General features: G+C 68.4%; 28 protein-coding genes. 17 read left to right on the forward strand and 11 right to left on the reverse strand.

All coding sequences use genetic code 11. The features are described from left to right. Positions 1-20: 20 nt before the first annotated feature. A complete protein-coding gene (locus GM1_RS13720; RefSeq protein ID WP_040520174.1) occupies positions 21-626 on the reverse strand; it encodes a class I SAM-dependent methyltransferase in 606 nt (201 codons plus the stop codon). Positions 627-719: 93 nt separating this feature from the next. Between GM1_RS13720 and GM1_RS13725 the strand changes: the two genes are divergently transcribed. Both GM1_RS13725 and GM1_RS13730 read left to right on the forward strand, forming a co-directional pair. Further along, positions 720-1616 carry a L,D-transpeptidase family protein gene (locus GM1_RS13725; protein ID WP_157436013.1) on the forward strand — a complete coding sequence of 299 codons (897 nt, stop codon included), beginning with the start codon at positions 720-722 and terminating at the stop codon, positions 1614-1616. A gap of 95 nt (positions 1617-1711) precedes the next feature. Continuing rightward, complete coding sequence (locus GM1_RS13730) at positions 1712-2152, forward strand: VOC family protein (RefSeq protein ID WP_008379729.1); 441 nt, start codon at positions 1712-1714, stop codon at positions 2150-2152. On the opposite strand, the gene GM1_RS13735 is transcribed toward GM1_RS13730, so the two are convergent. Genes GM1_RS13735 through GM1_RS13745 form a run of 3 tightly spaced genes read right to left on the reverse strand, consistent with a single transcriptional unit; the run spans position 2149 to position 4570 of the window. After that, entirely contained in the window at positions 2149-2814 is a 666-nt protein-coding gene (locus GM1_RS13735; RefSeq protein ID WP_008379731.1) for a PIG-L deacetylase family protein, read from the reverse strand. The genes GM1_RS13730 and GM1_RS13735 overlap by 4 nt on opposite strands. Before the next feature lie 20 nt (positions 2815-2834). Continuing rightward, a complete protein-coding gene (locus GM1_RS13740) occupies positions 2835-3464 on the reverse strand; it encodes a response regulator (RefSeq protein WP_008379732.1) in 630 nt (209 codons plus the stop codon). Then, on the reverse strand, positions 3461-4570 hold the full coding sequence (locus tag GM1_RS13745) for a sensor histidine kinase (RefSeq protein WP_008379733.1): 1110 nt from the start codon (positions 4568-4570) through the stop codon (positions 3461-3463). Before GM1_RS13745 ends, GM1_RS13740 begins: the two co-directional genes overlap by 4 nt. Positions 4571-4709: 139 nt before the next feature. Here GM1_RS13745 and GM1_RS13750 point away from each other — a divergent pair, with 139 nt between their 5' ends. Together GM1_RS13750 and GM1_RS13755 are read left to right on the forward strand one after the other, a co-directional pair. After that, positions 4710-5669, forward strand: a complete 960-nt coding sequence (locus GM1_RS13750) for an FtsX-like permease family protein (RefSeq protein WP_008379734.1) — start codon at positions 4710-4712, stop codon at positions 5667-5669. A gap of 9 nt (positions 5670-5678) precedes the next feature. Next, positions 5679-6359, forward strand: a complete 681-nt coding sequence (locus GM1_RS13755) for an ABC transporter ATP-binding protein (protein WP_008379735.1) — start codon at positions 5679-5681, stop codon at positions 6357-6359. A gap of 53 nt (positions 6360-6412) precedes the next feature. Here GM1_RS13755 and glpX read toward each other — a convergent pair whose 3' ends face one another. Beyond that, positions 6413-7402 (reverse strand): class II fructose-bisphosphatase, encoded by a 990-nt coding sequence (gene glpX / locus GM1_RS13760; protein WP_008379736.1) that lies wholly within the window; start codon positions 7400-7402, stop codon positions 6413-6415. Positions 7403-7511: 109 nt separating this feature from the next. Here glpX and GM1_RS13765 point away from each other — a divergent pair, with 109 nt between their 5' ends. Continuing rightward, positions 7512-8093: a DUF4245 domain-containing protein gene (locus tag GM1_RS13765; RefSeq protein WP_040520149.1), complete on the forward strand. Its 582-nt coding sequence runs from the start codon at positions 7512-7514 to the stop codon at positions 8091-8093. A gap of 157 nt (positions 8094-8250) precedes the next feature. Here GM1_RS13765 and GM1_RS13770 read toward each other — a convergent pair whose 3' ends face one another. The 3 genes from GM1_RS13770 to GM1_RS13780 are packed head-to-tail and all read right to left on the reverse strand — an operon-like array spanning position 8251 to position 10321. Continuing rightward, on the reverse strand, positions 8251-8469 hold the full coding sequence (locus GM1_RS13770; protein WP_008379738.1) for an exodeoxyribonuclease VII small subunit: 219 nt from the start codon (positions 8467-8469) through the stop codon (positions 8251-8253). Then, positions 8466-9683, reverse strand: coding sequence for an exodeoxyribonuclease VII large subunit (xseA, locus tag GM1_RS13775; protein WP_008379739.1), 1218 nt, complete (start codon positions 9681-9683; stop codon positions 8466-8468). The genes GM1_RS13770 and xseA overlap by 4 nt, the downstream gene beginning before the upstream one ends. Beyond that, positions 9680-10321 (reverse strand): lipid droplet-associated protein, encoded by a 642-nt coding sequence (locus GM1_RS13780; RefSeq protein WP_008379740.1) that lies wholly within the window; start codon positions 10319-10321, stop codon positions 9680-9682. Before GM1_RS13780 ends, xseA begins: the two co-directional genes overlap by 4 nt. A 34-nt stretch (positions 10322-10355) precedes the next feature. On the opposite strand from GM1_RS13780, the gene GM1_RS13785 reads away from it, so the two are divergent. Then, on the forward strand, positions 10356-11303 hold the full coding sequence (locus tag GM1_RS13785) for a 4-hydroxy-3-methylbut-2-enyl diphosphate reductase (protein ID WP_008379743.1): 948 nt from the start codon (positions 10356-10358) through the stop codon (positions 11301-11303). On the opposite strand, the gene GM1_RS13790 is transcribed toward GM1_RS13785, so the two are convergent. Next, positions 11293-11862, reverse strand: coding sequence for a TetR/AcrR family transcriptional regulator (locus GM1_RS13790; protein ID WP_052005410.1), 570 nt, complete (start codon positions 11860-11862; stop codon positions 11293-11295). The genes GM1_RS13785 and GM1_RS13790 overlap by 11 nt on opposite strands. 55 nt (positions 11863-11917) lie before the next feature. On the opposite strand from GM1_RS13790, the gene kstD reads away from it, so the two are divergent. Beyond that, positions 11918-13627 (forward strand): 3-oxosteroid 1-dehydrogenase, encoded by a 1710-nt coding sequence (kstD, locus tag GM1_RS13795; protein ID WP_052005411.1) that lies wholly within the window; start codon positions 11918-11920, stop codon positions 13625-13627. Here the strand turns inward: kstD and mycP are convergent. Both mycP and eccD read right to left on the reverse strand, forming a co-directional pair. Next, complete coding sequence (mycP, locus tag GM1_RS13800; protein ID WP_008379749.1) at positions 13581-14840, reverse strand: type VII secretion-associated serine protease mycosin; 1260 nt, start codon at positions 14838-14840, stop codon at positions 13581-13583. The genes kstD and mycP overlap by 47 nt on opposite strands. Position 14841: 1 nt before the next feature. Further along, complete coding sequence (gene eccD, locus GM1_RS13805; protein WP_008379750.1) at positions 14842-16296, reverse strand: type VII secretion integral membrane protein EccD; 1455 nt, start codon at positions 16294-16296, stop codon at positions 14842-14844. Positions 16297-16408: 112 nt separating this feature from the next. Here eccD and GM1_RS13810 point away from each other — a divergent pair, with 112 nt between their 5' ends. The 10 genes from GM1_RS13810 (at position 16409) to GM1_RS13855 (ending at position 26552) form a co-directional block, all read left to right on the forward strand. After that, entirely contained in the window at positions 16409-20281 is a 3873-nt protein-coding gene (locus tag GM1_RS13810; RefSeq protein ID WP_040520153.1) for a type VII secretion protein EccC, read from the forward strand. Continuing rightward, on the forward strand, positions 20278-21384 hold the full coding sequence (locus GM1_RS13815; RefSeq protein WP_052005412.1) for a type VII secretion-associated protein: 1107 nt from the start codon (positions 20278-20280) through the stop codon (positions 21382-21384). Before GM1_RS13810 ends, GM1_RS13815 begins: the two co-directional genes overlap by 4 nt. A 134-nt stretch (positions 21385-21518) precedes the next feature. Then, entirely contained in the window at positions 21519-22052 is a 534-nt protein-coding gene (locus GM1_RS13820; RefSeq protein WP_008379754.1) for a YceI family protein, read from the forward strand. A gap of 170 nt (positions 22053-22222) precedes the next feature. Then, positions 22223-22666 (forward strand): 50S ribosomal protein L13, encoded by a 444-nt coding sequence (gene rplM / locus GM1_RS13825; protein WP_008379755.1) that lies wholly within the window; start codon positions 22223-22225, stop codon positions 22664-22666. Continuing rightward, positions 22663-23181, forward strand: coding sequence for a 30S ribosomal protein S9 (rpsI, locus tag GM1_RS13830; protein WP_008379756.1), 519 nt, complete (start codon positions 22663-22665; stop codon positions 23179-23181). Before rplM ends, rpsI begins: the two co-directional genes overlap by 4 nt. 8 nt (positions 23182-23189) lie before the next feature. Continuing rightward, positions 23190-24518: a phosphoglucosamine mutase gene (gene glmM / locus GM1_RS13835; RefSeq protein WP_040520155.1), complete on the forward strand. Its 1329-nt coding sequence runs from the start codon at positions 23190-23192 to the stop codon at positions 24516-24518. Between the two features lie 122 nt (positions 24519-24640). Further along, on the forward strand, positions 24641-24916 hold the full coding sequence (locus GM1_RS13840; protein WP_040520157.1) for a hypothetical protein: 276 nt from the start codon (positions 24641-24643) through the stop codon (positions 24914-24916). Then, entirely contained in the window at positions 24913-25461 is a 549-nt protein-coding gene (locus GM1_RS13845) for a hypothetical protein (protein WP_008379760.1), read from the forward strand. The genes GM1_RS13840 and GM1_RS13845 overlap by 4 nt, the downstream gene beginning before the upstream one ends. Further along, a complete protein-coding gene (locus tag GM1_RS13850) occupies positions 25458-25643 on the forward strand; it encodes a hypothetical protein (protein WP_040520159.1) in 186 nt (61 codons plus the stop codon). The genes GM1_RS13845 and GM1_RS13850 overlap by 4 nt, the downstream gene beginning before the upstream one ends. Positions 25644-25652: 9 nt before the next feature. Beyond that, a complete protein-coding gene (locus GM1_RS13855; RefSeq protein ID WP_008379761.1) occupies positions 25653-26552 on the forward strand; it encodes a dienelactone hydrolase family protein in 900 nt (299 codons plus the stop codon).

Raw genomic sequence — 26552 nt, forward strand, 5'->3', positions numbered from 1 at the left:
TGTGGCGAAATTGGGGAACTTTAAACGCTGCGGAGGACTGACACCGCAAAATCGGCGTCGTCGCGCCAGGGTTTCACGTCCCAGGTTGAGAGACGGAGGTCGAGGGTGAGGTCTGCGGCGGCGACCGCGTCGTCGAAGGTGGCGATGCTCAGCTTGTCGGTGTGGAACCCGACCGCGATGAATCCGTCGGCTGCCAGGTGTTCGCGGAGTCGGCTCAGCACGAGGGCTTCGGTCTCCGGTGCGACGAATGCGAGAACGTTTCCGGCGCAGACGATCGCGTCGAAGCGGCGGCGATCTCCCGACTGATCGAGCAGATCGAGCGTCGACAAGTCCTGGACCTGCCAATCGGGACCTGGGTGGTCGGCGATCGCCGCGTCGATCAGGATCGGGTCCACGTCGACTCCGACCACTTCGTGGCCGACCTCGTGGAGGTAACCGCCGACACGGCCTGGTCCGCAGCCCGCGTCGAGAATCCGAGAACCGCGACCCACCATCGCATCGATGAGGCGGGCTTCGCCGACGAGGTCTGCGCCCTCAGCCGCCATCGTGCGGAATCGGTCGACGTACCACTCGCTGTGTCCGGGCTTGGTGTCGGTGATCCAGCGGGGCAGGGGAGGAGTGGTCATGACCTCGACCATAGCCGCGGTGCTGCAGCATTGCGGAAAGGTGACGATGCTCTCCTGAGGTGGCGTATGCCCGGATGTCGCTGGCACACTGAGATGATGCTGAAGTTACTGATGAGGCGAGTGTGGCAGTTGGGACTACTGGCGACGGCGGCTGTCGTTGCGCTGGTGGTCGGGACGGGATCGGCGTCCGCCGCGCCGACGACCCCCGCTCCCGCCCCCGGAGCGTCGGACATCACGACGCTGATCGAGACCATCCTGAAGTCGTTGAACGTCCCCGGCCTGCCCGGTGGAACCACCCCGCAGGCCGCCGACGCGACCAAGCAGATGGTCGTGGTCACCGCACCGGTCGCGACGTCACAGACGGCGACGTTGACGGCGTTCGAGAAGGACGACGCAGGCGTCTGGAAGCCGGTCATCGGGCCGACGAAGGCGTGGCTCGGTGAGAAGGGCATGGGCAAGGCGCAGGACAACGTCTACCGCACCCCGCAGGGCACCTTCCCGCTGGATCAGGCGTTCGGCCGTCAGGAGAACCCGGGCACCAAGATGCCGTACTTCAAGGCCGACACGCAGGACTGGTGGGATTCGGACCCCAAGTCGCCGACCTACAACACGCACGTCCGCCAGGCGCAGAGTCCCGGCGGCGACAGTGAGAACCTCTACAACATGGGCCCGGTGTACGACTACGCGGTCAACGTCGCGCACAACCCCAACCGGGTCCCGGGCGACGCGTCGGCGATCTTCCTGCACGTGAGCGACAATCAGCCGACGTGGGGCTGCATCGCGATTGAGCGGCAGAAGATGATCGACGTCCTCAAGTGGCTCGACCCGACCAAGAGCCCGAAGATCACGATCGGCGTGAACGTCGACGCACCGAAGGACGCTCCGGCACCCGAGGCGAGCCCGAACGGCGACATCATCGGCGGAGTCCTCGGCAACCTCGCCGCTCTCATCCCCGACACATTGAAGGGCTTGATTCCCGCCACGAGTTGACGGTTGATTGCCGTCAACGGAATCCCACACGAACCTTTCAGCGAGCCGAGGCCGTACGCGATACACGCGTGCGGCCTCGGCCCTATGGTGGGGCCATGATCACAAACGTTTCGCTCACGAGCATCTGGGTCAAGAACATCGACGAGTCGAAGGCGTTCTACACCGACGTCCTCGGATTCGACCTCCGAGAGGACATGACGATGGGCGACTTCCGGTGGTGCACGGTGTCGCACCCGACGCAGCCGGAGCTGGCCGTTCACCTCACCACGCCGAGCGCGCCGCTGCCCGACTACCTGATCTCCGCGATGATTCGCGCGCAGGACGAGAACGGTCTGCCCGCGCTTGGACTGAACGTGGACGACTGCCGAGCCACCGTCGACGACTTGAAGGCCAAGGGTGTCGAGTTCCTGCAAGAGCCCGAGGATCGCCCGTACGGAGTCGAGGCCATCATGCGGGACAACTCCGGGAACTGGCTGGTCCTCGTCGAACCGCGCGAGTACACCGACGCTGATTTCGAAGGCGTCGACCTCGGCTAACGAGCTGCGCGCAGCAGTTCCAATCCTGTCGCGCGGGCAGCCGGGAAGCCGTCGATCGGGCCGGTCGACCGCTCGACCTGAGCCGCAGCCTGCTCCGCGACGGGCGTCGACGGATCGAGAACTTCCAGATACACGCGGTGGCATTCGAGGGCGCGAACAGCCGCGTCGGTGAACCCTTCGACGTCCACTGCATGCGTTGCACCAGGTCCGTTGCAGTACAGCGGACCCGGGCCGTCATAGGCGTCGACGACGGCTTGTGCGAACTCCATATGATCACGCTGGTTGGGGAGACCGGGGCCCCATTCGGCGCCGCCGTACAGGCTGACGACGACATCCGGATCGATCCGCGCCACCGTTTCGGCGACCTTCGCCCGCAATTCGGCGGTGTTGAAGATCTCGCTGTCCGGGAAGCCCCAGAACTCCACCTCGGTGACGCCGACTTCCGCCGCCGACGCGATCTGCTCGCCTTCTCTGAGCGGGCCCGCCTCAGCCGGCGCCATCCCCTCGATTCCCATCTCGCCGCTCGTCGCGAGGGCGTAAACCACCCGCTTGCCCTGCGACGTCCACCGCGCGACGGCGGCAGCCAGGCCGTATTCGGGATCGTCGGGATGCGCGACGAGGATCAGAGCTGTGGACCAATTCTCCGGGACGGTTTCGATCATGGGCCCACCGTACGCCGGAGTCAGTCGATCAGTCCCCGGTCGCGGGCCGCGGCGATCACCTTGGTGCGACTGTTGACGCCGAGTTTGTCGAAGATGTGGACGAGGTGGGATTTCACGGTCGCCTCGGAGATGACCAGGCGACGGGCGATCTCCCGATTGGTCCCGCCTGCGGCGAGCTGTTCGACGATCTCGAGCTCCCGGCCGGTCAGCGCCGTGTCCGGTGACGTCACGCGGGAGAGCAGGCGGGCGGCGATCGCCGGCCCGAGGACGGTCTCGCCTGCGGCGGCGGAACGGATCGCGGCTGTCAGGACGTCGGGTGCCGCGTCTTTCAGCAGGTAGCCGACGGCGCCGGCGTCGACGGCTCGGACGATGTCGACGTCCGACTGGTAGGTGGTCAAGATGAGGACGTTCGGCGGGTCGGCGAGCGCGCGGATCGACTGCGTCGCGTACACACCGTCGGCCGTGGGGTCTGCGCCGTGCAGCCGCAGGTCCATGAGGACGACGTCGAGGAGGGTTCCGGTCGCGGTGTCGACGGCTTCGGCTGCGGTGCCCGCTTCGGCGACGACGGTGATGTCGGGGACGGATCCGAGGACGGCTCGCAATCCTGCGCGGACCACCGGGTGATCGTCGACGATCATGACTCGGATCATGCGAGCTGTCCGATCGGAATGCGCGCGTGCACCGTCGTGCCTCCACCCGGTGTGGCGTCGACGCTCACCTCACCGCCACAGCGCGACACACGTGATCGCATCGCTCGAAGTCCAAAACCTGAACCGTCCGCGCGAGAGCCGATCCCGACACCGTCGTCCACCACATCCACATGGACTTCGCCGGGCAGCCACGTCAACGTCACGGCGGCGGACGTCGCATCGGCGTGACGTCGGACGTTCAGGACAGCTTCCTGGACGGTCCGCAGGAGCGTGCGTTCGACGTCCTCGGACACGTCGAGAGGGGTGCCGTGCTCGGCGAAGACGGCGGGCACTCCTGCGTCTGTCAGCAGGGCGGCCTGCCGAGCCAAGGCTTCCGGCAGCCCACCCGCGGGTGCGGGACCGTCGATGCCGGACAGGAATCGACGCGACTCGATCAGCGCGGCCTGCGCGGTGTCGAGGGCGGCGTCGGGCTGTCCGGCGCGCAGCAGCAGGATGATGCTCGCGAGGTACTGTCCGACGCCGTCGTGGATCTCGCCGCCGAGTCGATCGCGTTCGGCCAGCGCGCCTGCTTCTCGCTGCTGTGCCGCGAGTTCGTCACGCGTGAGGACCAACTCGTCGACCAGCCGGTCGCGCTCGGAGACCATGGCGGCGATCCGGGTGAACGCCTCGGTGACGGCGACGGCCGTTGCGATGCCGATCGTCGGCCCGATCACGCCACCGACCGTGAAACCCTGCGTCACCCAGACACCGGCGACGGACACGATCGCGATCACGACGGCGGCGCCTGCCGCGACCGCGCGAGGAAGGAACCGCCAGCAGAGGATCGCCAGGACGAACGCCAGCCACACGAAGTCGTCAGATGCGCACACCAGGGCGATCCAGCCGGCGGTCAACGTCATCGCCCACAGTCCGGCACGCTCGCGGCGGCCTCGAGCCGACGCGACCGCTCCCACGACGTACCACCCCGCGACGAGCGCGGCCAGGACCAACGGAACCACGGGGTGCGGTCCGGTCGACGACTTCACCACGCCCACCGCGAGCAACGTCGCGAACAGGACGTGGCCGCCCCATTCGGCGTAGCGGTCGGTGGTGCGGTCGTCGGTCACTCTCCCAGTATCGCTGCCGGACGCAGAGCACCTCGACGAGTGCACCTTTTGATGGATGCGAAGACGACCCGTGCGGGCGATGCGGAGCGGTGCCGTTCGACGCGAGGCTGGAGGGACCACTGAACGACAGGAGAGAGACGTGTACATCGGATGGCGCGAGATCCGCGACGCCAGAGGACGATTCACACTGATCACAGGTGTGATCGCGGTACTGACGTTGATGGTGGTGATGCTGTCGTCACTCGCCGCCGGGCTCGACGACGAGTCGACGTCCGCAGTCCGCGCACTGCCCGGCGACGTGCGTACACAGACCGCAGCCGACGGCGCGGCGTCGTCGCTCACCGACAGTCGAGTCGCCCCGATCGCAGGTGTTCCGGCACTCGGCGTCGCGACCACACGCATCACCGTGGGGGAGCGGGCGGCCGCCGTGTCGGCCTTCGGGTTCTCCGACGTCGACACCGTCACCGTCGACCCGTCCACGGCATCGGCTCTCGGCCTCACCGCCGGATCGACAGCGACCATCGGAAACACGCCCGTCCGCGTCGACACGATCGCCGATGTCGGCAAGTACGCGCACACGCCGGTCCTGAGGATGCCGCTGAGTCTCTGGCATGAAGCGACCGGACGTGACGCCGCATCGGCTCTGCTCACCGACCAGGACGTCCCCGGAACAGTGAGGACCGCGCGCAGCGATCTGCCGTCACTCGTCCCCGGCTACAGCTCCGAACACTCGTCGCTGCTCATGATCCAGGCACTGCTCGTGGGCGTCTCGGCGATCGTCGTTGGCGGCTTCTTCGCAGTCTGGACCGGCCAGCGAGTGCGTGCGCTCGCGGTGGTCCGAGCGATGGGTGCGAGTCGTCGCTACCTGCTGCGGGACGGACTCGGCCAAGCAGCCGCGGTGCTCGGAGTCGGACTCGTCGTCGGGCTCTCCATCGGATCGGGCGGCGCGTGGATCGCATCGTCGACGGTTCCGATCGCTCTGGACCTGACGGCCACCGCGGGTCTCGTCACAGGCATGGCGGTGCTCGGCATGGCAGGCGCGGGACTTGCCCTCAGACCGCTGGTCCGCGTGGATCCGCTCATCGCACTCAACCGATAGGAGCGACGAATGTCCCTCGAAATCACCGACGTCACACTCACCTACCCGGACGGGGACGGGGCGCGCCTCACCGCCGTCGACGACGTTTCGCTGGCCGTTCCGCGTGGCCGTCTCGTCGGCCTCACCGGGCCGTCCGGATGTGGGAAGTCGAGCGTCCTGTCGGTCGCCGGCACCCTCGTCGCGCCCGACTCCGGCCGGGTTGTCGTGGACGGGGTCGACGTGACCGACTCGACCGAAGAACAACGTGCTGCGGTGCGGCGCACCAGAATCGGCTTCGTCTTTCAGCACGACAACCTGTTGCCCGATCTGACAGCGCTCGAACAGGTGCTCCTGCCAGTGCACATCGCGGGAGGTCGGCCTGCGGCCGCGAAGTCGCGTGCCCGTGATCTCCTGGCCGATGTCGGCCTGGCCGACGCGATGGACCGTCGGCCGCATCAACTGTCCGGCGGCATGCGGCAGCGAGTGAACATCGCACGAGCGCTCATCGGCGACCCCGGACTGCTGCTCGCCGACGAACCGACGTCAGCCCTCGATTCGCACCGCGCAGCGGAGACGATGGCACTGTTGACCAGGCTCGTTCGGGAGAGAGGCATCGCCGCGTTGCTCGTCACGCACGATCACCGTGCACTCGACGACGCCGACGACGTTCTCGACATGCTCGACGGGAAGTTGGATCCCGTGAGGGTCTGAACACAAGCCAGGCCTCGACCGGTTCGGTCGAGGCCTGGCTGATGCGTGTGTGACTACAGGTCGATGCGCGCGAACTCGCGGAGCTTCGACGTCTGGTGGACGGCCTCGACGGTGCGGACCGTGCCCGACTTGCTGCGCATGACCAACGAACGGGTGGTGGCGCCGTTGGGGCGGTAGGTGACGCCGCGGAGCATGTCGCCGTTGGTCACGCCGGTGGCGCAGAAGAAGGAGTTCTCGCCGCTGACGAGGATCTCGTTGGTGAGCACACGATCGAGGTCGTGACCTGCGTCGATGGCCTTCTGGCGCTCAGCTTCGTCCTTCGGCCACAGCTTGCCCTGGATCTCGCCGCCCATGCACTTCATGGCGACGGCGCTGATGATGCCCTCGGGGGTGCCGCCGATGCCCATCAGCATGTCGACCGTGCTGTAGTCGCCCGCCGCGGCGATCGCGCCGGCGACGTCTCCGTCGGAGATCAGTCGGATCTTCGCGCCTGCTTCGCGGATCTCGGAGATCAACTCTGCGTGACGCGGGCGGTCGAGGACGACGACGGTCAGGTCGGCGACGTCGATGCCCTTGGCTGCGGCGACGGAGTTGATGTTCCACTCGACCGACTGATCGATGTCGATGGCGCCCTTGGCGGCCGGGCCGACGGCGATCTTGTTCATGTAGAACACTGCGGACGGGTCGAACATGGTGCCGCGCTCGGAGACCGCGATCACTGCGATCGAGTTCGGGCGGCCCTCGGCCATCAGCGTGGTGCCGTCGATCGGGTCGACGGCCACGTCGACCTCGGGGCCCTCGCCGTTTCCGACGACCTCGCCGTTGTACAGCATCGGCGCTTCGTCCTTCTCGCCCTCGCCGATGACGACGGTGCCGCGCATCGAGACCGTCGAGAGGAGTTCACGCATCGCGTCGACAGCCGCGCCGTCGCCGCTGTTCTTGTCGCCGCGTCCAACCCAGCGGCCTGCAGCGAGCGCTGCCGCCTCGGTGACTCGAACGAGTTCCATCGCGAGATTACGATCGGGTGCTTCCTTCGACGACATGTGACTCCACTCCTAGGCACCAATGCACAACACAGACCCGCCAATTCTTTCATGGCCGCGACGGACCCGGGAAGCGTGGGTGCACGGAAGACCGTGGATAATGGCTGGCATGGCCGACAAACCCCGAATCCTGCAGGACGGCAGGGACATGATGTGGTCCCTCATCCCGCTCGCTGTCCTCGTGCTCATCGTCGCGGGAGTCGCCGGAAGCTGCAGCTGGGGATTCGGCAACGACGCCAACGACAAGCAGGTCCCGTACTTCGACGTCTCCGACGGCTTGCTCGCTGACGCGTCGACCATGCATTTCCCGATCCGGGATCCGAAGGTGCCCGCGGACTGGCAGCCCAACTCGGGGTCGACACAGAACGTCGAGACGACGCTGTCGAGCAACGTCGGATGGATCACCGGGGCGGGCGCGTACGTGCAGCTCACCCAGACGGACGCGACCGAAGAGCCGCTTCTGCGGCAGCTGCTGGGCGACGAGGCGTCCGGCACGGGTACTCGCGAGATCGGGGGCCGCACATGGGTCACCTACGAGAACGCCGACCACAAGAAAGCGTGGATCTCCGACTTCGGCGACGTTCGCATCGCAGTCAAGGGTTCCGGTAAGGACGAGTCGCTGGAAGCACTCGCCGCCGGGGTCGCCGCCGCGCAGCCGATCGTCTCCACGCGCCCCAAGCCGACCGGATAACCAGCTCTGCGGGACTCCCCCACCGCGCGTTGGTCTTCGTCCTGCTCTTGATTCTCCCCCTCGCTCAACGAGCAGAAGGGGAGCAGGCGCCCTCAACGAGCAGAAGGGGAGCAGGCGCGCTCAACGAGCTGACGATCAATGGGCGCGGAGCGGGAGGCTAGTCGTCGTCGCCGGCGTTGAGTGCTTCTTCGATGCGGGCGCGGGCGCCTTCGAGGTGTGCGGTGCAACGGGTGGCGAGGGCCTCGCCGCGCTCCCAGAGAGCGAGGGACTCGTCGAGTCCGAGGCCGCCGTGCTCCAGGGCGGCGACGACCTGCGACAGCTCGTCGCGGGCGTCCTCGTAGGAGAGTTCCTCCACCGGGGTCGGGGCGTCGGTCATGAGCGTTCTCCTTCGATGGTCGCGTGGACGGACCCGTCGGCCACCCGGATTCGCACCTGTGCGCCGTCGGGCAGGTCGTCGACGGTCGACACCGCGTGTGGGTGGTCTGTGCCCGTGCGTTGGACGACGGCGTAGCCGCGGGCGAGAGTCTGGGCGGGACCGAGTGTGGCGAGGCGCGCAGCGAACTGGGCGTGGCGATGCTCCTCGACGGTCACCAGATGCCGGATGCTGCGCCGGATGTCGACGACAGCGGAGTCGACCTTGTCCTGTCGGCCGTCGATCATCGTCAGCGGCCGGGCGAGGATCGGCCTGGCGCGGAGTCCGTCGAGCACTCGCTGCTCCCGATGCACCCAGTTGCGGAGCGCGTGGGCACTGCGTTCACGCAGGACGGCGATCGCCCGGAGCTCGGCCGTCACATCGGGGACCACACGTTTCGCGGCGTCGGTCGGCGTCGCGGCGCGGACGTCGGCGACGAGGTCGAGCAGCGGAGTATCCGGTTCGTGGCCGATCGCGCTGACGACGGGCGTCCGACAGTCGGCGACGGCGCGCAGGAGGGTCTCGTCGGAGAAGGGGAGAAGGTCTTCGACGCTGCCGCCGCCGCGAGCGATGATGATCACCTGGACGCGGGGATCGGCGTCGAGCTCAGCGAGCTGGGCGATGATCGCGGGGACAGCGGTCGGTCCCTGCACCGGGGCGTCGCGGACATCGAAGCGGACCGACGACCAGCGTTCCTCGGCGACGGCGACGACGTCGCGTTGAGCGGCGCTTGCCCGCCCGCTGATCAGGCCGATCGTGTGCGGCAGGAACGGAAGCGGTCGCTTGCGGCGTGCGTCGAACAGTCCCTCCGCGGCGAGCAACGCCTTGATCCGCTCGATGCGGGCGAGGAGCTCACCTATGCCGACCGGGCGGATGTCGGTGATTCGGAGCGACAGGGTGCCGCGTCCGGCGTAGAAGCTGGGCCGACCGCAGACGACGACGCGAGCCCCGTCCGACAGTGGGACGGGGCTGCGGCGCAACAGATTCGGGTCACAGGTGACCGAGATGGACATGTCGGCGGCCGGGTCGCGGAGCGTCAGGAACGCCGTGCGAGTCCCCGGCCGGGAGTTGATCTGCGTCAACTGCCCTTCCACCCACACCTGGCCGAGCTTGTGGACCCACTCGCCGATCTTGAAGCTCAGCGTGCGTACGGGCCACGGCTCTTCGGGCGAGGTCACTGGCCGGCGTCGGCCTTCTTCTGGTGGCCCGCGATGCGGTTCTCGATCATCGTCACGAACGGGGTGCGATTGCGATTGGCGCGTTCGTATTCGGCCACGACCTGCAGGGTGTCGACGTCGAGAGTGCGAACCTTCGCACGCAGCTGCGCGAGGGTCAGCGAGTCGTAGTCGAGGGCGGCGACGGCATCGGGCGCCGGGCCGGTCGACTCATCCGACTTCGGGCTCGCGGTGGTGGCGCCGGGCGCGAGATCGGCCGGGACGGAACTGAACAGCGCGTGGCGTCCGGCGGCGTCGGCCTTCGGCTCGGGAGCGGCGACAGGAGCCGAAGCAGGAGCGGGAGTCGGATCCTCCTCGGGCTCCGGGACCGACTCGACAACCGCGGCGGCCGGCTCGTCCTCATCGTCGAAGCGCGCCCACTCCGGCTGCTCCTCGGCCTTGTCGAAAATGGGCGACAGCACTTCGTCGCCCTTGATGGCGAGTTCGGCGATGTTCTGCTGCAGACGCATGCCGGCCTGGAGGGCGCTGCTCACCGCAGACATCGGCAGAGTGATGACCCGGGTCGGCAGTTTCCGGGTCTCCTCGACGGTCGTGACCAGCAGACCTGCCACCACGCGGGCGGGGTACGGAGGACGATTCATGTAAACACCTTCTCACAGCCGTACTCTTGATGTTATGGCTGAATCCAAGCGAGTCCTCCTCGCGTCGCCGCGCGGCTACTGCGCGGGTGTCGATCGCGCCGTCGAGACTGTCGAACGCGCGCTCGACAAGCACGGCGCTCCCGTCTACGTCCGCAAGGAGATCGTCCACAACCGGCACGTGGTCGACACCTTGATCGAACGCGGTGCGGTGTTCGTCAGTGAGACCGACGAGGTGCCCGAGGGCGCCATCGTCGTGTTCTCCGCACACGGCGTGTCGCCGGAGGTGCATCGCACGGCCGCCGAGCGCAGTCTCAAGACGATCGACGCCACCTGCCCCCTGGTGACGAAGGTGCACCAGGAGGCGAAGCGCTTCGCGCGCGACGACTACGACATCGTCCTGATCGGCCACGAGGGCCACGAAGAGGTCGAGGGCACCGCAGGCGAGGCGCCCGAGCACATTCAGCTCGTCGACGGCCCCGACGCCGTCGACCAGGTCCAGGTGCGCGACCCGGAACGTGTCGTCTGGCTCTCGCAGACCACACTCTCGGTGGACGAGACGATGCAGACCGTCAACCGTCTTCGGGAGAAGTTCCCGCTGCTCAACGACCCGCCGTCGGACGACATCTGCTACGCCACTCAGAACCGTCAGGTGGCGGTGAAGGCGATGGCGCCCAAATGCGACCTGGTGATCGTCGTCGGATCGAAGAACTCGTCGAACTCGGTCCGCCTCGTCGAGGTGGCGCTGCAGAACGGTGCGCAGGCGTCGTACCTCGTCGACTACGCACGTGAGATCGACCTCGCGTGGCTCGACGGAGTGACCACGGTGGGTCTCACCTCCGGCGCGTCCGTTCCGGAGGTGCTCGTCCGCGGTGTGATCGATCTGCTCGCCGAGCACGGCTTCAACGATGTCGAGACCGTCACCACGGCGGAGGAGACGCTGACGTTCGCCCTTCCCCGCGAACTGCGGCCCTCTAGGAGCTGACGACGATGTCGGTGGCGTCTCGGATGAGCGTCTTGAGCTCCCGAGAGTCGCCGTCGAACCATCTGCGGTACGCGTAGGCGGCCGCCGCGAGGACCGCGTGCACACGCACGCCAGCCTCGAGTGAGTCCCCGGAGACGCCCATCCGTTCGGCCGCGAGCTGCACCAGCTCGCGGCCGTCGTCGTCTCGGATCAGGGTGACCCGGTCGCGGAGTTCCGGGGCCCCCGCCAGCGCCGTCCGCCACAGTTCCAGTTCCGCGTCTGACGACGCCTCGGTGCGTTCCACGATCGCGTCGGCGAGTGCGCGGAGCACCCCGACGTCCGTCGGCTGCGCGGCGAACGTCGACACGATCGCCGCGCTGCTCGCTTCGAGCGGGTACAGCAGCAGGTCGTCCTTGCTGGCCACGTGTCGGAAGTACGTGCTCTCGGAGACGCCCGCCGCATCGGCGATCTGCTTCGTCGTGACCGACGAATAGCCCGCTTCTCCGAACAGGCGCCATGCCGCCGATTGGATGTCCTGTCGGACTCGGGTGCGTTGGCGGCTGCGCAAGGGGCGACTCATGGTCTCCACCGTGCACTCTTGAACACTGGCTCGCAAGATGATAGAAACTCTCACTATGAGAGAAACTGTCAGAACGGTGTCGGTGTCGGGTGCGACAGGGCTCCCCGCGGAAGTCGACGTGCTCGTCGTCGGATCGGGTGCCGCCGGGATGTCGGCCGCGATCACCGCGGCCGCGTCCGGACTCGACGTGGTGATCGTCGAGAAATCGCATCGCTGGGGCGGGACCACGTCGCGCTCCGGCGGCGGTGTCTGGATTCCCGGCAACGAGGTGCTCGCGGCGAAGGCGCCCGCCGATTCCACAGGTGACGCCCGCACGTACCTTCGGTCCCTCATCGGCGGCGACGTCCCGGCCGAACTGATCGACGCGTACCTGGAACGCGGGCCCGAGACGATCGCATTCCTCAACCGGAACAGCGCCCTCGATCTGGAATGGGTCCGCGGGTACAGCGACTACTTCCCGGAGGCGCCGGGTGGCCGGGCGGCGGGCCGCTCGTGCGAGCCGAAACCGTTCGACGTGCGTGCGATCGGCGACGATTTCACGACTATGGAGCCCTTCTACACGCCGACGCCCCTGAACGTCGTCGTCAAGCAGTCGGACTATCGCTGGCTCAGCACCGGACTGCGGCGGTGGCGGGGCCCGGTCAGGATGATGGCCGTCGGCGCGCGCACCTTCGCCGCGAAGGCCCGCAGGCGCAAACTCGTCGGACTCGGCAACGCGCTGGTCGCTTCACTGATGGTGGGTCTGCAACGTCATGGTGTGCCCGTTCACCTCGGGGTTGCGCTGAGCGGTCTGATCACCGACGCGGAAGGCTCCGTCCTCGGAGCCAGAGTGACCGACGCCGACGGTGAACGCGAAGTGATCGCGCGACGCGGAGTGATCCTGGCCTGCGGCGGCTTCGATCACGACCCTGCGCTCCGGGCTCAGCATCACCGGGCCCCGGCCGGTCCCGATCTCTCGCTCGGTGTGGTCACCAACACCGGCGACGGACTGCGTGCCGCCACCGCAGTCGGCGCGGACACCGCGCTGCTCGACGACGCGTGGTGGGCGCCGTCGATCCCGCTTCCGCGCGGCCCGTGGTTCGCACTGGCAGAGCGGTCGTTGCCGCGGAGCATCATCGTCAACAACCGCGGCGAGCGGTTCATGAACGAGTCGCTCCCGTACGTCGAGGCCACCCACGCGATGTTCGGCGGTGAGCACGGCGCGGGTCCGGGCGCTGCGGAGAACCTGCCCGCGTGGCTCGTCTTCGATCAGACGTACCGCAACCGGTACCTGTTCGCGGGCAAGCCGGCCCGCAGTCCGCTGCCGAAGAAGTGGTTCGACTCGGGTGCACTCGTCAAGGCGGACACCGTGGCCGAACTCGCTGAGCGGCTCGGGCTGCCCGAAGGCGCGCTGACGACGACCGTCGACAGGTTCAACGGGTTCGCGCGCGATGGCGTCGACTCCGACTTCCACCGAGGGGAGTCGGCGTACGACCACTACTACGGCGACACGTCGAACAAGCCCAACCCGAGTCTCGGAGAGATCTCCACCGGACCGTTCTATGCGGCGGCGATGGTCCCGGCCGACCTCGGCACGAAGGGCGGCGTCCGCATCGACGTCCGTGCACGTGTGCTGCGCGACGACGACTCGGTGATCGACGGTCTGTACGCGGCGGGCAACGTCGCGGCGCCCGTCATGGGTCACACCTACGCCGGCCCGGGGGCGACCATCGGCCCCGCTATGGTGTTCGGTCACGTCGCCGCGCTGGACGCAGCAGCGCGCTGAAGGCGACAGCCGCCGAGGCCGCCCCGGCGATCAGCGCCACCCGCCGCAGGCCGCTGTCGTCGTGGACCGCCGGAGCAGGGGCGGCGATCGGGCGGGACGTCGACGACGGTCGGGCAGGGGGCGACTGCGCGGTCAGTGCGGCCACCGGGTCGATCACTCCGCGCCCGACCGCGGTGTCCGCACCTCCGCCGTGAGCGGTCGCGACGATTCGTCGGATCACCTCGGGGGCGGTCAGATCGGGGAACCTCGACCGGATCAGGGCCGCCGTGCCTGAGACGTAGGGTGCGGCGTAACTGGTACCGGCCAGGGCGCTCGCGCCCGTCGGGCCGGCGAGAGCGGTGATCGGCCCGGTCGGTGCGAGGCCGACCACGTCGGATCCCGGCGCCGCCACGGACACCCACGGTCCGCGCAGCGTGAACGATGCGGCGGTTCCATCCGACGCCCGCGTGGCTCCGACGGTGAGCACAAGGGGAGACAGCCGTGCAGGCGTGGCGACGGTGACCACCGGAAGTCCGGCGACGTCGGGGTTCTGCTGACGGCACTGCGTGCCGTCGGCGAGATTGCCCGCGGCCGCGACCACGACGACATCGCGGGCGGCAGCCTCGACGAGGGCGTCTCGGACAGCGTCGTCCGCGGTGGCCTGTGCGGCGGGCAGGCACGCGGTCTCGGAGATGTTGACGACGTCGGAGCCGAGGTCGACGGCGCGCCGGATCGCCGCGGCGAGCGTCTCCAGCGGTCCGTATCCCGCACCTACGGCTGCAGCGTCCCGGTCGGACGACTTCGCTCGGTACGCGCCGCTGGACTGCCGGATCGAGATGATCCTCGCCTCCGGCGCCACCCCGACGTAATCGTCGGCGGGTGACGGTCGAGCAGCGATGATCCCGGCGACCAGGGTGCCGTGGAGATCGCAGTCGTCGAGGCCGTCGCCGGTGCTCACGTAGTCGCCTCCACCGGTCAGTCCGGGGAGTCGAGAATGCGGGGTGACGCCCGTGTCGATCACCGCCACTGTGACGCCTGCGCCTCGACTGAACTGGTGGGCGGTCTCGAGATCGAGCAGAGCGTGCCCCGGCGGCGTACCGGTGAAACGCTCGGCTGTCGGGCGTGCGCACCGCGCGAACTGTTCGGTTGCGCCAGGCGGAGCTCCGACAGCGCTCCCGGGCGCCGCGGCCGTCGAGACCAGCACGAACACCGCGGCGATCAACGTCGCACGCATGTCACAGCTCTCGGATGAGGCGGTACGCGTCGAGCACCCACAACAGAATCGGCAGCACGAGCATGAGGACCGCGTACTGACCGATCTCGGCTATCCGCACCTGCAGGGGAGAGAACTCGCGGGTCGCGGTCACCGTGCCCGCGATCAGAGCCACGATTCCGACCCCGAGTGCTGCGACCATGGCCGAGGTGGCCGACGCAGCGTCGGCCGCCGGAAGTGCGTGCACCAACGGAACGCCGATCGCACATGCCGCCGCGCCGCCGATCAGCGTGGCCGATTGTGTGTGGTCGGAGTGGACCCGCCCTCGTGTGACCAGCACCAGCGTGATCACTGCGCAGAACGCGAACATCACGCGGCCCGGTTCGGTCGACGCGACCAGCGTGCAGCCGACGGTGGTGAGGGTCGCGCCGGCGATGATGCCCGTCAGGTACGACGACGCGGCGGCCGACCTTTCTGCTAACGAGTCCAGATCGCCGAGCGCGATGTCGGCGATCACACCCAGAGGGTCGGTGCGATCGGGGCCGAGAGCCTCGACGCCGTCGACGACGGATCGCTCGTCGGCCGGGTCGCCGATGGGTGGAGGGGTGGACGGCACCGGTGGCAGCGGGAGGTGCGCGGCGGCGATCGAGACACGCCCCGCGATCATCACGGTGGTGACGCCGATCGCCGCACCGACGGCCGCGATCGACGGGGGAGGCGCCGCCCATACGGCGGACAGTGCCCCGACGGTCGCCGTCGACAGTCCAACGGTTGCGATCGCGGTGTGTGCGCCGAGGAGCGAACCCGTTCCGCGGCAGCCGATCACGGCGACCGCGGTGGCCGCGACCCCGGCGGCGGCCAGACGGGAGCCCCCGGTGGTCCCGACGGCAGCGCCCGCGGACGCGGCGAGCAGGCACGCCGCGACAGAGAACGTCGCGGATGTCCGTGGATCCGATCCGAGCCGGCTGCCGACCAGCGCGGCGACGAGCAGGAGTGCGGCGGCGACACCCGCGATCAGCAGGGGAGTGGACGTGTCACCCCGGAGGGCAGCGATCGTTCCGCTGACAGCGGCGGCGCAAGAGGCGGCCACCGCGACGCCGTACGCCGTCCAGCGGGCCGAGCTCACTGTCCACGGGGACCGGCCGTCGCTGGTCAACGCGGCGACGCCTGCCACCACGTCGTCGGTCACCGGGTGGGCGGCGCCGGGCGGGTCGTCGGTCAGAATGAGGATCTCGCCGTCGCGGACATTGTTGTCGCGCAACGACTCCGACGGGTTCAACACCTCGCCGCCGATGCGGGCCAACGTCCAACACGCGCTGCCCGTCCCCGGAGCCTTCGCGGGTGCGTCTTCGACCCGCAGCAGTATGAGAACGTCGGGCATCAACGACGCCAACGGCATGGTCGACGGAATCGCGAGGTCCACTTGGGTGCTACCCCCGACGACTGAGATCCGCACAAGTCCTGTCACAACGGTCATTTCCCGTAACCCTCCCCCGAGGTTCTGATACAACCGAGTCCATCGCCGCGAGGTGAGGACGATGTCGACATAACCATCCCGACGTCGTCGCAGTGGGGGATTCGGGGGAATCATGCGAACTGCGAACATCGACGAATGGTCGGCGACGATCGGCCACCGCCGTCGCCCGCGAGCGGCCCGGCCGGTGGTCCCGGTGAGCGACCTGCAGATCGCACCGCCGCCCGAACTCGCTCGCGCCGTCCCGCAGAGTCTCCTTCTGCGGCTTCTGCCTGCGGTGATGGTCGTCGCTGTGATCGGCATGATCTCGATGATGGCCGTCACCGGCGGTCGCACGGCGTTCGCGAACCCGCTGTTCCTGATGTTCCCGCTGATGATGCTGATGTCGATGGTCGGGATGGTGGCGTCAGGCGGCCGAGGCGGTCCCGCGCGGGCAGCCGAGGTCAACGAGGACCGCAAGGACTACCTGCGGCACCTCACGCAGGTACGGTCGCGCGCCGACACGGTGATGCGGGCGCAGAGGGCCGAAGCGGAGTGGAATCACCCGGACCCGCGTGCTGTCGCGTCGTTGATCGGATCGGACCGGATGTGGGAACGACGCCCCGCCGACTCCGACTTCGTCGACGTCCGTGTCGGACTCGGGGTTCACCGGCTCGCCGGCGGCCTGCAGCCGCCGGAATCGGCGCCGGCCGAGGACGTCGAACCGGTGTCGGCGGTGGCTCTTCGACGATTCGTCCAGGCGCGGTCGGCGGTGCCGGACATGCCGACGGCGATCGCCTTCCGCGGATTCCCGGCAATCAGCCTCAGCGGACCGCACGACGAGGTGAACGCACTGGTCCGATCGATGACTTGTCGACTGGCCGTCCAGCACGGGCCGGACCATCTCGGCATCGCGATCGTCGTCGACGATCCGGTCGCGCCCGAATGGGACTGGTGCAAGTGGCTGCCGCACGTCGGCCACTCGGACAAGCGAGACGGCCTCGGTGCGAAGCGAATGGTGTACCGATCGCTCGTCGAACTAGAAGAGGATCTGGGCGACGTCCTCGCGGCCCGAGCGAGGTTCTCGCGGACTGAGCCGGACACGACGGTCCGGCACCTGGTGGTGATCGTCGGGGACGGTGCGGTCACCGGTGACGAGGAGTTGTCATCCGGGGCGGGGCTCGACGGGGTGACCGTCGTCGAACTCGGTTCGTCGGCCGATTCGATCGCGTCGCGCAGGGGGCTCGTGATTCGGGTCGACGGTGGGCGGCTCAGCGCGCAGACCGAAGCGGGATGGGAGGAGTTCGCCGTCGCCGACTCCTGTGACGTGGTGATGACCGAAGCCGTCGCGCGCCGTCTGGCCAGGTACCGGCCCGTGCAGTTCGGTTCGCTCGCCGAACTGGACTTCACGTCGTCTGTCGTCGATCGTGGTCTGCCCGAGCTGCTCGGCGTCGTGGACGCGGGAGCATTCGTCCCGTCGTCGCAGTGGATCGGTCGCCGCGGTTCGGATCGCCTCCGCGTGCCGATCGGACACACCTCCACCGGAGAGCCTGTCCACCTCGACCTGAAGGAGAGCGCCCACGGCGGAATGGGACCGCACGGTCTGTGCGTCGGCGCGACCGGAAGCGGAAAGTCGGAACTGCTCAGGACGCTGGTTCTCGGTCTCATCGCAACGCACTCGCCTGACGAGCTCAACCTCGTCCTCGTCGATTTCAAAGGAGGCGCGACGTTCCTCGGCCTCGACTCCCACCACGTCGCCGCCGTCATCACGAATCTCGAGGCCGAACTCGAACTCGTCGACCGCATGGCCGACGCACTGTCCGGCGAACTGCACCGCAGACAAGAACTCCTGCGCGCGGCGGGGAACTTCGCCAACGTCACCGAGTACGAGAAGGCCCGGCTCGGCGGCGCGGACCTGCCGCCGCTGCCCGCGCTCGTGGTTGTGGTGGACGAGTTCTCCGAGTTGCTCGCTCAGAAGCCGGACTTCGTCGAACTGTTCGTCGCCATCGGTCGACTCGGGCGGTCGTTGCACATCCACCTGCTGCTCGCCTCCCAGCGTCTGGAGGAGGGGCGGCTCCGTGGCCTCGACAGTCACCTGTCGTACCGAATCGGCCTGAAGACGTTCTCCGCCAGCGAATCCCGCACAGTGCTCGGCGTGCCCGACGCCTATCACCTGCCCAGCGAACCCGGTGCGGCGTACCTCAAGTGCGATTCCGCGACACCCATCCGATTCCGCACGTCGTACGTGTCGGGGGTGTACCGACCGCCCGCCGCAGCGGTCGATTCGACAGCGCACACCAGCGGCTCGGTGACAGTCCTGCGTGCCGACACGGTCGTCGAGCTTCCAGCGGTCGACGAGACGGCTGACGAGGACGTCGACGGCCCCAGCGTCCTCGAGACGCTCGTCGGTCGGATCGCCGGGCACGGTTCCGATCCACACCGCGTGTGGCTCCCGCCGTTGGAGTCGTCGGTGAGCCTCGACGACGTTCCGGCGGTGCCGCACGAGATGCTGACCGCGTCGATCGGCGTCGTCGACCGACCGTACGACCAGCGCCGTGACCCGCTGCGGGTCGACCTCTCACGCGGAGCAGGGCACGTCGCGATCGTGGGCGGGCCGCAGTCGGGCAAGTCGACGGCTCTGCGCACGCTGATCTGCTCGCTCGCCCGTGGACATTCGCCGCGCCAGACCACGTTCTACTGCCTCGACTTCGGCGGTGGTGGGCTCACGGCGCTGGCCGACCTGCCGCATGTCGGCGGGGTGGCACCGCGAAACCGCCGCGACGCGGTCCGCCGGACGGTGTCGGAGGTGATGGGTGTACGGACCGCCAGGGAGATCACGTTCGCAGACGCCGGAATCGACTCGATGAGTGCGTACCGTGCGCGGTGCGCGGCAGGCGACCACCCCGATGACCGGTACGGCGACGTGTTCCTGGTCGTCGACGGGTACGGCGTCCTCCGCAACGAGTTCGAAGAACTCGACGAGCAGATCGCCGACCTCGTCGCCCGCGGCCTCTCGTACGGTGTGCACGTCGTCGTCACCGCCGGGCGGTGGGCCGAGATCCGGCCTGCCGTGAAAGACCTGATCGGCACCCGAATCGAGCTGAAACTCGGCGACGCGCTCGACTCCGAGATGGACCGGCGCGCGGCAGCGAAGGTGCCGACGGGCAAACCCGGCCGCGGAATCACCGCAGACGGCCTCCACATGCTGATCGCGCTCCCCAGCGTCGTCGGCGTCACTGGAGGCGAACCCGCGCCCGCAGTACGCACTCTCACGACACATCTGTCACCCGACGGTCTCACTGTGCCCGACTGGCTGTCCGCCGGTCAGGTGGCGCTGGGTCTCGCCGAATCGGACCTCGAGCCGTACGTCGTCGACTTCACCCGCGAACCGCACCTGCTCGTCTTCGGCGACGCCGAATGCGGCAAGACGGCGACGCTGCGCGTCTTGATCGACGGCATCGTCGCGACGGCCGGTCCGGCGCAGGCCAAAGTCGTTCTCGTCGATTTCCGCCGCTCGCTGCTCAGTGCTGTCGACGACGACCACCTCGGCGGCTACGCCAGCTCCCTGCAGACCGCCGGGCCGATGATGGCCGAACTCGCCGCGCACCTCGCAGGCCGCCTGCCCGGTGACGACGTCACGACAGACCAACTCCGGCAGCGGAGCTGGTGGAGCGGGCCGGACGTCTACCTGGTGATCGACGATTACGACCTCGTCGCCACCGCGTCGAGCAATCCGCTCGCACCGCTCGCCGACCTGCTCGGTCACGCCCGCGACATCGGTCTCCGAGTGATCCTGGCGCGTCGGTCCGGCGGTATCGGACGGGCGTTGTTCGACCCGTTCATCAACCGGATGCGAGACCTGTCGTGCGACGTCTTCATGATGGCGGGAGACCCCGACGAGGGGTACATCGTCGGCCGTCATCGCATGCAGCGGTTCGGCGTCGGGCGGGGCGAATACGTCTCACGCAGCAGACAAGCGGACACGGTGCAGGTGGTGGCGCCGTCATGACCAGGATCGTCGACCTCGGATACGGCGAGAACGAACCGGCCGTCGCCGAGCTTCTGGAGGGGATCGACGGCGGCGCCCGACGCGGTGTGACGGTCGGTGCGGACGTCACCGTGGTTCATCCCACCACGTGGGGTCGACGTCGGACCGCAGCGCTCATCCGCTCCGTCGGCGCGGCCGACGGGGTTCCCCGGGCGGTGGCGATTGCGCGGAGTCACTCCGATGCGACGGTCACCCGCTGCGCCGTCGTGGAGACGACGCTGCTGCCCGACACTGGAGGGCACTGGTCCGTTCACATCGTCCGCCGCCGCGCAGGAGAGTGGACGATTGAGACAGGTCTGGTGGACCTGCCGGCCGACGTCGGACAGGCATGGCACGACCTGATCGAGAGTGCGGACGTCGTGCTGATCGACGGCGCCGACGAGACGCAGGTCGACGCCGCATTCCGGCTGCTGCCGAGTCCGGCGGGTGGAACCGTCCGTGTCGACCGCGACCTCGTCGTGCAGTTCGGCGGCGTGCGCAGGCCTGCCAGATCAACGATCGACGCCGCGCTGCGGCCGCCGCCGGAACCCATGCCGCGTCGCCGTCGCAGACTGGCCGTCGTGGCCGCGGCCGCCCTTGTCGCAATGGGGTCGGGTTGGGCGGCGACCCGCGGCCAGCCCGCGCGGGCCCAGACGGTGCGTGTTGAACAGGTCGGCGCGGCGACTGTCGACGTGCCCGGAGACTGGCGGCGGACCGGACTTCCCGACAACCGTCCCGTCGACGGCGCGGGGGAGCGAGCCGTGTTCGCCGATCCCGACGACGGCCGCCGGATCATCGTCGTCGTCACGGCGCTGCGGGCCGGGTCGACGCGGGCGTCAGTCGCGGTCAGCATGCGGAACCGGCTCGCACAGCGCGGCGACGACGTGATTCGCGAGTTCACCGCCGACGCGTCGTTCGCCGGCAAGCAGGTCATCGCATACCGGGAGACTCCCGCCTCCGGTCCGCCGATCGCCTGGTATATCCACGTCGACCGGAACACCCAGGTCAGCATCGGTTGCCAATCCGGAACCGGTGACGATCCGATCGACGATCCCTGTGCCGACGCGGTCCGGAGTCTGCTCTGAGGTCCGGTCCTTCTGCGTAAGGTTCCCCGATCTGCACCTGATCGGGCGATTTCCATGCCGAAGTCGACGATTCGGGGAACATTCGGCGGCAAGCTTCGGCGAAGCGCCGTCGGCGATCTCCGTAGGCTGACGTCATGAGCACTCTTCACTTCGGACCAGACAACGGCGACCTGACGCTTCACACCGGAGTGGCGGGTAAGGCCGCCCGCACCGGTCACCGTTTGACCATCGGTTTCACCGAATGGTCCGCCACCGTGGACGGCGCCGAACCGTCCCACGTGCGGGTCGTGGTGCGGACGCCGTCGCTCGAAGTCCGCTCGGGCGAAGGCGGCCTCACGCCGATGTCGGCGCCGGAGCGGCTCGTCGCGCGCAGCAACGCGGTGAAGGCCCTCAAGGCAGACAAACACGATGAGATCGTGTTCGACGCGTCCGACATCGTCGCCGACGGTGACGGATACCGCCTCACCGGAACCCTGACGATTCTCGGCGCCTCGAAGCCGCACACCGTCACCGTCGCGCCGACAGGCGAGGGCGCCGACCGTCGAGTGACCGGGGAGACTACGGTCAGGCAGACCGACTTCGGCGTGAAGCCGTACTCCGCGATGATGGGCGCCCTCAAGGTCGCCGACGACGTGACCATTCGCGTCGACCTGCGTGACCCCGCCTGAATCCCTCTGGTCGTCGAGCGCAGTCGAGACGTTTTGACCTGCGAAGGTCCGCCCGCGTACCCTGGATCCTCGGTGCCTTGAGCATCGAGCACCCGGGTCCCCACTGGTCGCCGGGAGTCTGCTCGCAAGGACCGCTGACCAGCAAAGAAGCAACCCGAATGAGGACTACTGTGGGTACTTACAGCCCCAAGGCTGGTGACGTGACACGTACGTGGCACATCATCGACGCCTCCGACGTCGTGCTCGGCCGTCTGGCCGTGCAGACCGCGAACCTGCTTCGCGGCAAGCACAAGCCGACCTACGCACCGCACATCGACGGTGGCGACTACGTCGTCATCATCAACGCCGACAAGGTCGCCGTCAGCGGCAACAAGCTGACCGACAAGCGTCTGTACCACCACTCGGGTCACCCCGGTGGTCTGAAGTCGCGCACCGTGGGCGAGGTCCTCGCGACCCGCCCCGACCGCCTCGTGGAGAAGGCCGTCAAGGGCATGCTCCCCAAGAACAAGCTCGGCGATCAGATCGCCTCGAAGCTGAAGGTCTACGCAGGCCCGAACCACCCGCACACGGCTCAGCAGCCCGTCCCCTTCGAGATCAAGCAGGTGTCCCAGTGACCAACGAGAACGAGAACATCGAGGTCGTCGCTGACGAAGAGGTCGTCCTGGAAGACGGCTCGTACACCACCGAATCGACCGAGGACGTCGCAGCCGAGGCTGCACCGACCCGCGGTCCCGTGGTGCTCGATCACCCGATCCAGACCGTCGGCCGCCGCAAGGAAGCCATCGTCCGCGTCCGCCTGGTCGCAGGCACCGGCGAGTTCACGCTCAACGGCCGCACCCTCGAGGACTACTTCCCGAACAAGGTGCACCAGCAGCTGATCAAGGCTCCGCTGGTCATCACCGAGCGCGTCGAGGCATTCGATGTGCACGCCAAGCTGGTCGGCGGCGGCCCGTCGGGACAGGCAGGCGCACTGCGTCTGGCCATCGCCCGCGGCCTCATCGAGGTCAGCCCCGAGGACCGTCCGGCACTGAAGAAGGCCGGCTTCCTCACCCGCGACGCGCGTGCAGTCGAGCGTAAGAAGTACGGCCTCAAGAAGGCTCGTAAGGCTTCGCAGTACAGCAAGCGTTGATCGCTTCTGTGGCACGCCTTTTCGGCACCGACGGCGTCCGAGGCCGGGCCAACGACCAGCTCACCCCAGAGCTGGCGTTGCGCCTGGCCTCGGCCGCCGTTTCTGTTCTCGGTGCAGATGCGAACTCCCGGCCCCGAGTCGTGGTCGGTCGAGACCCCCGAGCATCCGGCGAACTGCTGGAGGCCGCACTCTGTGCAGGCCTCGCCGCCGCCGGAGCAGACGCGATCCGAGTCGGCGTGGTGCCGACTCCCGCGGTCGCGTTCCTGACCGCGGACTACGGCGCCGACTTCGGCGTGATGATCTCCGCGTCGCACAACCCCATGCCCGACAACGGCATCAAGTTCTTCGGAGCGGGCGGACACAAACTGGCCGACGACGTCGAAGACGCCATCGAAGCCGCGATGGACGCGCCTGCCGAGCGGCCCACCGGCGCCGACGTCGGACGTCTCCGTGACGCCCCCGACGCCGAGGAACGCTACCTGCGTCACCTCGCGGCGTCCGTCGACGCACGGCTCGACGGACTGACGATCGTCGTCGACGGCGCCAACGGTGCGGCATCGACCGTCGGGCCCCACGCCTACGAGGCGGCGGGCGCCACCGTCATCGCGATCCACTCCGATCCCGACGGTCTCAACATCAACGACGGCTGCGGATCCACCCATCTGGACGTGCTGCAGGCCGCAGTCCTCGAACACGGAGCCGATCTGGGCCTGGCACACGACGGAGACGCCGACCGCTGCCTCGCCGTCGACTCCACGGGCGCCGTCGTCGACGGCGACATGATCATGGCGATTCTTGCGATCGACATGCACGAACGCGGTGAACTCACCGACAACGTGCTGGTCGCCACCGTCATGAGCAACCTGGGCCTCCACATCGCGATGCGTGAAGCGGGCATTGAGGTGAAGGTGACCGGCGTCGGTGACCGATACGTCCTCGAAGAGCTTCGCGCCGGCGGCTACGCACTCGGCGGTGAGCAGTCGGGCCACATCGTGATCCCGGCAGCGGGAACCACCGGTGACGGTGTCCTCACCGGACTCATGCTCGCCGGACGAGTCGCGTCCACCGGGACCCGCCTCGCAGATCTCGCAGCAGTCGTGACGGTCCTCCCGCAGGAACTCATCAACGTCCCCGTCAGCGACAAGCACGCCGTCGCCGTCGCCGACACCGTGCAGGACGCGGTTCGCGTCGCCGAGGCAGAACTCGACGGCTCCGGCCGAATCCTGTTGAGGCCCTCTGGAACCGAGCAACTCGTTCGAGTGATGGTCGAAGCGGGAACGGCCGACGACGCCCGCGGCATCGCGGAACGTGTCGCCGCGGTGGTCGCCGCCGTCTGATCGACAACTGACGTTTTCAGTCGTGCCGCCGAGCCACGCCGGACTCACGGCGTGTTGTGGAACCGGGCACAACTCCCGTGCGTCTAACGAGTATGAGGGGAAACTTTTCGTCAGACGTGCGAGTGGACGTCGATGCTCTGCAGTCGCGAGCTGCGCGGCAGGTGGCGTTGGCCGATGCCGCGGCCGACTGTGTCGCCGAGCTGAGGTCGGGAGGCTTCGGTGAGTGGTGGCGGGACGGTCGGGGGAACCCGCTGGCCGGCAGGATCGCCGCCATCGCCGATCGACTCGACTGCGCGGCATCCGATGTCGGCGCGTTCACCATGGGGCTTCGGCGTCAGGTCGTGGAACTGTCCGCCGCCGACGAGATCGCAGCCGACGTCGTAGCGGGTCGACGATGACGATCGACGACTTCGTCTCCGTCCTGGACGAGGGAACCCGGCTCGGCGTGATCACCTTCGACGAAGCGACAGTCCGCGCGCCGCACCAGGACGTGGTGGCCTTCGACGCCGCCGCACTCGCGGCAGACGCGGCCCGCCTCCGCGCGGTTGTGACACTGCTGGACACCGGAGCAGTTCGAGCAGCGAGTCGGACACTCGGAGACGACTGGCTGGGCAGAGGCGGCCGGGCGGCGGACACCGCCGCGCAGACCACGACCGGACGAGTGGCAGACGCCATCACCGACCTCACCGTGTGCGCGGATGAATTGGCGCATGCGGTCACCACGATCGACGACGTCCTGATCCGATACCGCCGGACGATGACGATCGTGTCCGACCCGGCAATCGTGGCGGCGGGAGCGGCGTCGTCCGACGACCTCCGCGCGGAACTGATCGCCCGCATGGAATACGCAGACGCCGTCGGACGGGCCGCATCGACCGCACTCGTCGACATCGCCGGACTCACTGCGTCACCCGGGGAACTGGTTCTGGCGGGCGACCGATGAGCACCGACCATCTCGTCGAGGAGGCACGGCGCCGAGCGGCCGCCGAGTTCGATGCCGCGGAACATCGGTACCGGGAACGGAGCCGAACCGTCGCGTCGCAGAAACCTGAGCGGCGCAGGCCCGCTGACCCCGACGCGCCGCTCCCGAGGCTTCTCGCGCCCGCCGTCCGAAGGGCTGACTAGGCTGAGTGTGTGGCCGGAAAGAAGAAGGCGGCACCGCCGCCCGACAAGCTGATGACAGAACTCGCACGACGCGGACCCCACAAGGTGGACCGCGGCGACCTGGGCATCGTCGGTATGAGCGGGCAGATCTTCGCGCCGCGCACCGGCCGAAAGCTGCCGGCCGTCGCTTTTGCGCACGACTGGCTCGCCGCCAGCAGCCGCTACCGCGACCTCGCATTCCATCTCGCATCGTGGGGAATCGTGGTCGCCGCGCCCGACAGTGAGACGGGAGTCTTCGCATCCGACGTGGAGCTCGCTACCGACCTCCGGGCCGCGGTGACCGTTCTGCAGAGTGTGCAATTGGGTGACGGAACCATCAGCGTCGACCCCGACTGCGTCGCCGTCGCAGGTCACGGCTTCGGTGCAGCCGCAGCGATCCGCGCGGCATCGGACACCGTGCTCCTCGGCCGCCCACCTGTCCGGTTGCGCAGCCTGGCCGCGGTGTTCCCGTCGCCGACCACATCTGACCTGCTGCCGACGGCGTCGACCGTCACCGCGGCATCCTTGGTCCTCGCCGCGGGCGGACAAATCGACTCGATGACCAGCAACGCCCTTGCCGTCGCGGACGCACTCGGCGGCGATGTGGTGTTCCGCACGATCCCCGCGGCCGACAACCGGGGCCTCCTCGAACGTCGCAGTCTCAAGTCGTTCATCGGCATCAACGGCGCAGACAAGGCCACGCACCGCCCGGTCCGTGCCCAACTGACCGGATACCTGCTGCATACGCTCACCGGTGACGACCGTTACGCGGCGTTCTCCGATCCCGAGGCCACCACGGGCGACGCGATCGCGACGCCTGTCGCCGACACCGAGCCCGCCGAACTCGACCACCTCTCACAACTCCTCGGCGCAAAGCCGCCCCGTAAGTAG

The sequence above is a fragment of the Gordonia malaquae NBRC 108250 genome (assembly GCF_000344135.1).
In the GTDB taxonomy this organism is placed as follows: domain Bacteria; phylum Actinomycetota; class Actinomycetes; order Mycobacteriales; family Mycobacteriaceae; genus Gordonia; species Gordonia malaquae.

Excerpts from the sequence above, each read along its gene's own strand:
- GM1_RS13720 (WP_040520174.1), bottom strand. The coding sequence starts at position 626 with ATGACCACTCCTCCCCTGCCCCGCTGGATCACCGACACCAAGCCCGGA.
- GM1_RS13725 (WP_157436013.1), top strand. The coding sequence starts at position 720 with ATGATGCTGAAGTTACTGATGAGGCGAGTGTGGCAGTTGGGACTACTG.
- GM1_RS13730 (WP_008379729.1), top strand. The coding sequence starts at position 1,712 with ATGATCACAAACGTTTCGCTCACGAGCATCTGGGTCAAGAACATCGAC.
- GM1_RS13735 (WP_008379731.1), bottom strand. The coding sequence starts at position 2,814 with ATGATCGAAACCGTCCCGGAGAATTGGTCCACAGCTCTGATCCTCGTC.
- GM1_RS13740 (WP_008379732.1), bottom strand. The coding sequence starts at position 3,464 with ATGATCCGAGTCATGATCGTCGACGATCACCCGGTGGTCCGCGCAGGA.
- GM1_RS13755 (WP_008379735.1), top strand. The coding sequence starts at position 5,679 with ATGTCCCTCGAAATCACCGACGTCACACTCACCTACCCGGACGGGGAC.
- glpX (WP_008379736.1), bottom strand. The coding sequence starts at position 7,402 with ATGTCGTCGAAGGAAGCACCCGATCGTAATCTCGCGATGGAACTCGTT.
- GM1_RS13765 (WP_040520149.1), top strand. The coding sequence starts at position 7,512 with ATGGCCGACAAACCCCGAATCCTGCAGGACGGCAGGGACATGATGTGG.
- GM1_RS13770 (WP_008379738.1), bottom strand. The coding sequence starts at position 8,469 with ATGACCGACGCCCCGACCCCGGTGGAGGAACTCTCCTACGAGGACGCC.
- GM1_RS13780 (WP_008379740.1), bottom strand. The coding sequence starts at position 10,321 with ATGAATCGTCCTCCGTACCCCGCCCGCGTGGTGGCAGGTCTGCTGGTC.
- GM1_RS13785 (WP_008379743.1), top strand. The coding sequence starts at position 10,356 with ATGGCTGAATCCAAGCGAGTCCTCCTCGCGTCGCCGCGCGGCTACTGC.
- GM1_RS13790 (WP_052005410.1), bottom strand. The coding sequence starts at position 11,862 with ATGAGTCGCCCCTTGCGCAGCCGCCAACGCACCCGAGTCCGACAGGAC.
- kstD (WP_052005411.1), top strand. The coding sequence starts at position 11,918 with ATGAGAGAAACTGTCAGAACGGTGTCGGTGTCGGGTGCGACAGGGCTC.
- mycP (WP_008379749.1), bottom strand. The coding sequence starts at position 14,840 with ATGCGTGCGACGTTGATCGCCGCGGTGTTCGTGCTGGTCTCGACGGCC.
- eccD (WP_008379750.1), bottom strand. The coding sequence starts at position 16,296 with ATGACCGTTGTGACAGGACTTGTGCGGATCTCAGTCGTCGGGGGTAGC.
- GM1_RS13810 (WP_040520153.1), top strand. The coding sequence starts at position 16,409 with ATGCGAACTGCGAACATCGACGAATGGTCGGCGACGATCGGCCACCGC.
- GM1_RS13815 (WP_052005412.1), top strand. The coding sequence starts at position 20,278 with ATGACCAGGATCGTCGACCTCGGATACGGCGAGAACGAACCGGCCGTC.
- GM1_RS13820 (WP_008379754.1), top strand. The coding sequence starts at position 21,519 with ATGAGCACTCTTCACTTCGGACCAGACAACGGCGACCTGACGCTTCAC.
- GM1_RS13845 (WP_008379760.1), top strand. The coding sequence starts at position 24,913 with ATGACGATCGACGACTTCGTCTCCGTCCTGGACGAGGGAACCCGGCTC.
- GM1_RS13850 (WP_040520159.1), top strand. The coding sequence starts at position 25,458 with ATGAGCACCGACCATCTCGTCGAGGAGGCACGGCGCCGAGCGGCCGCC.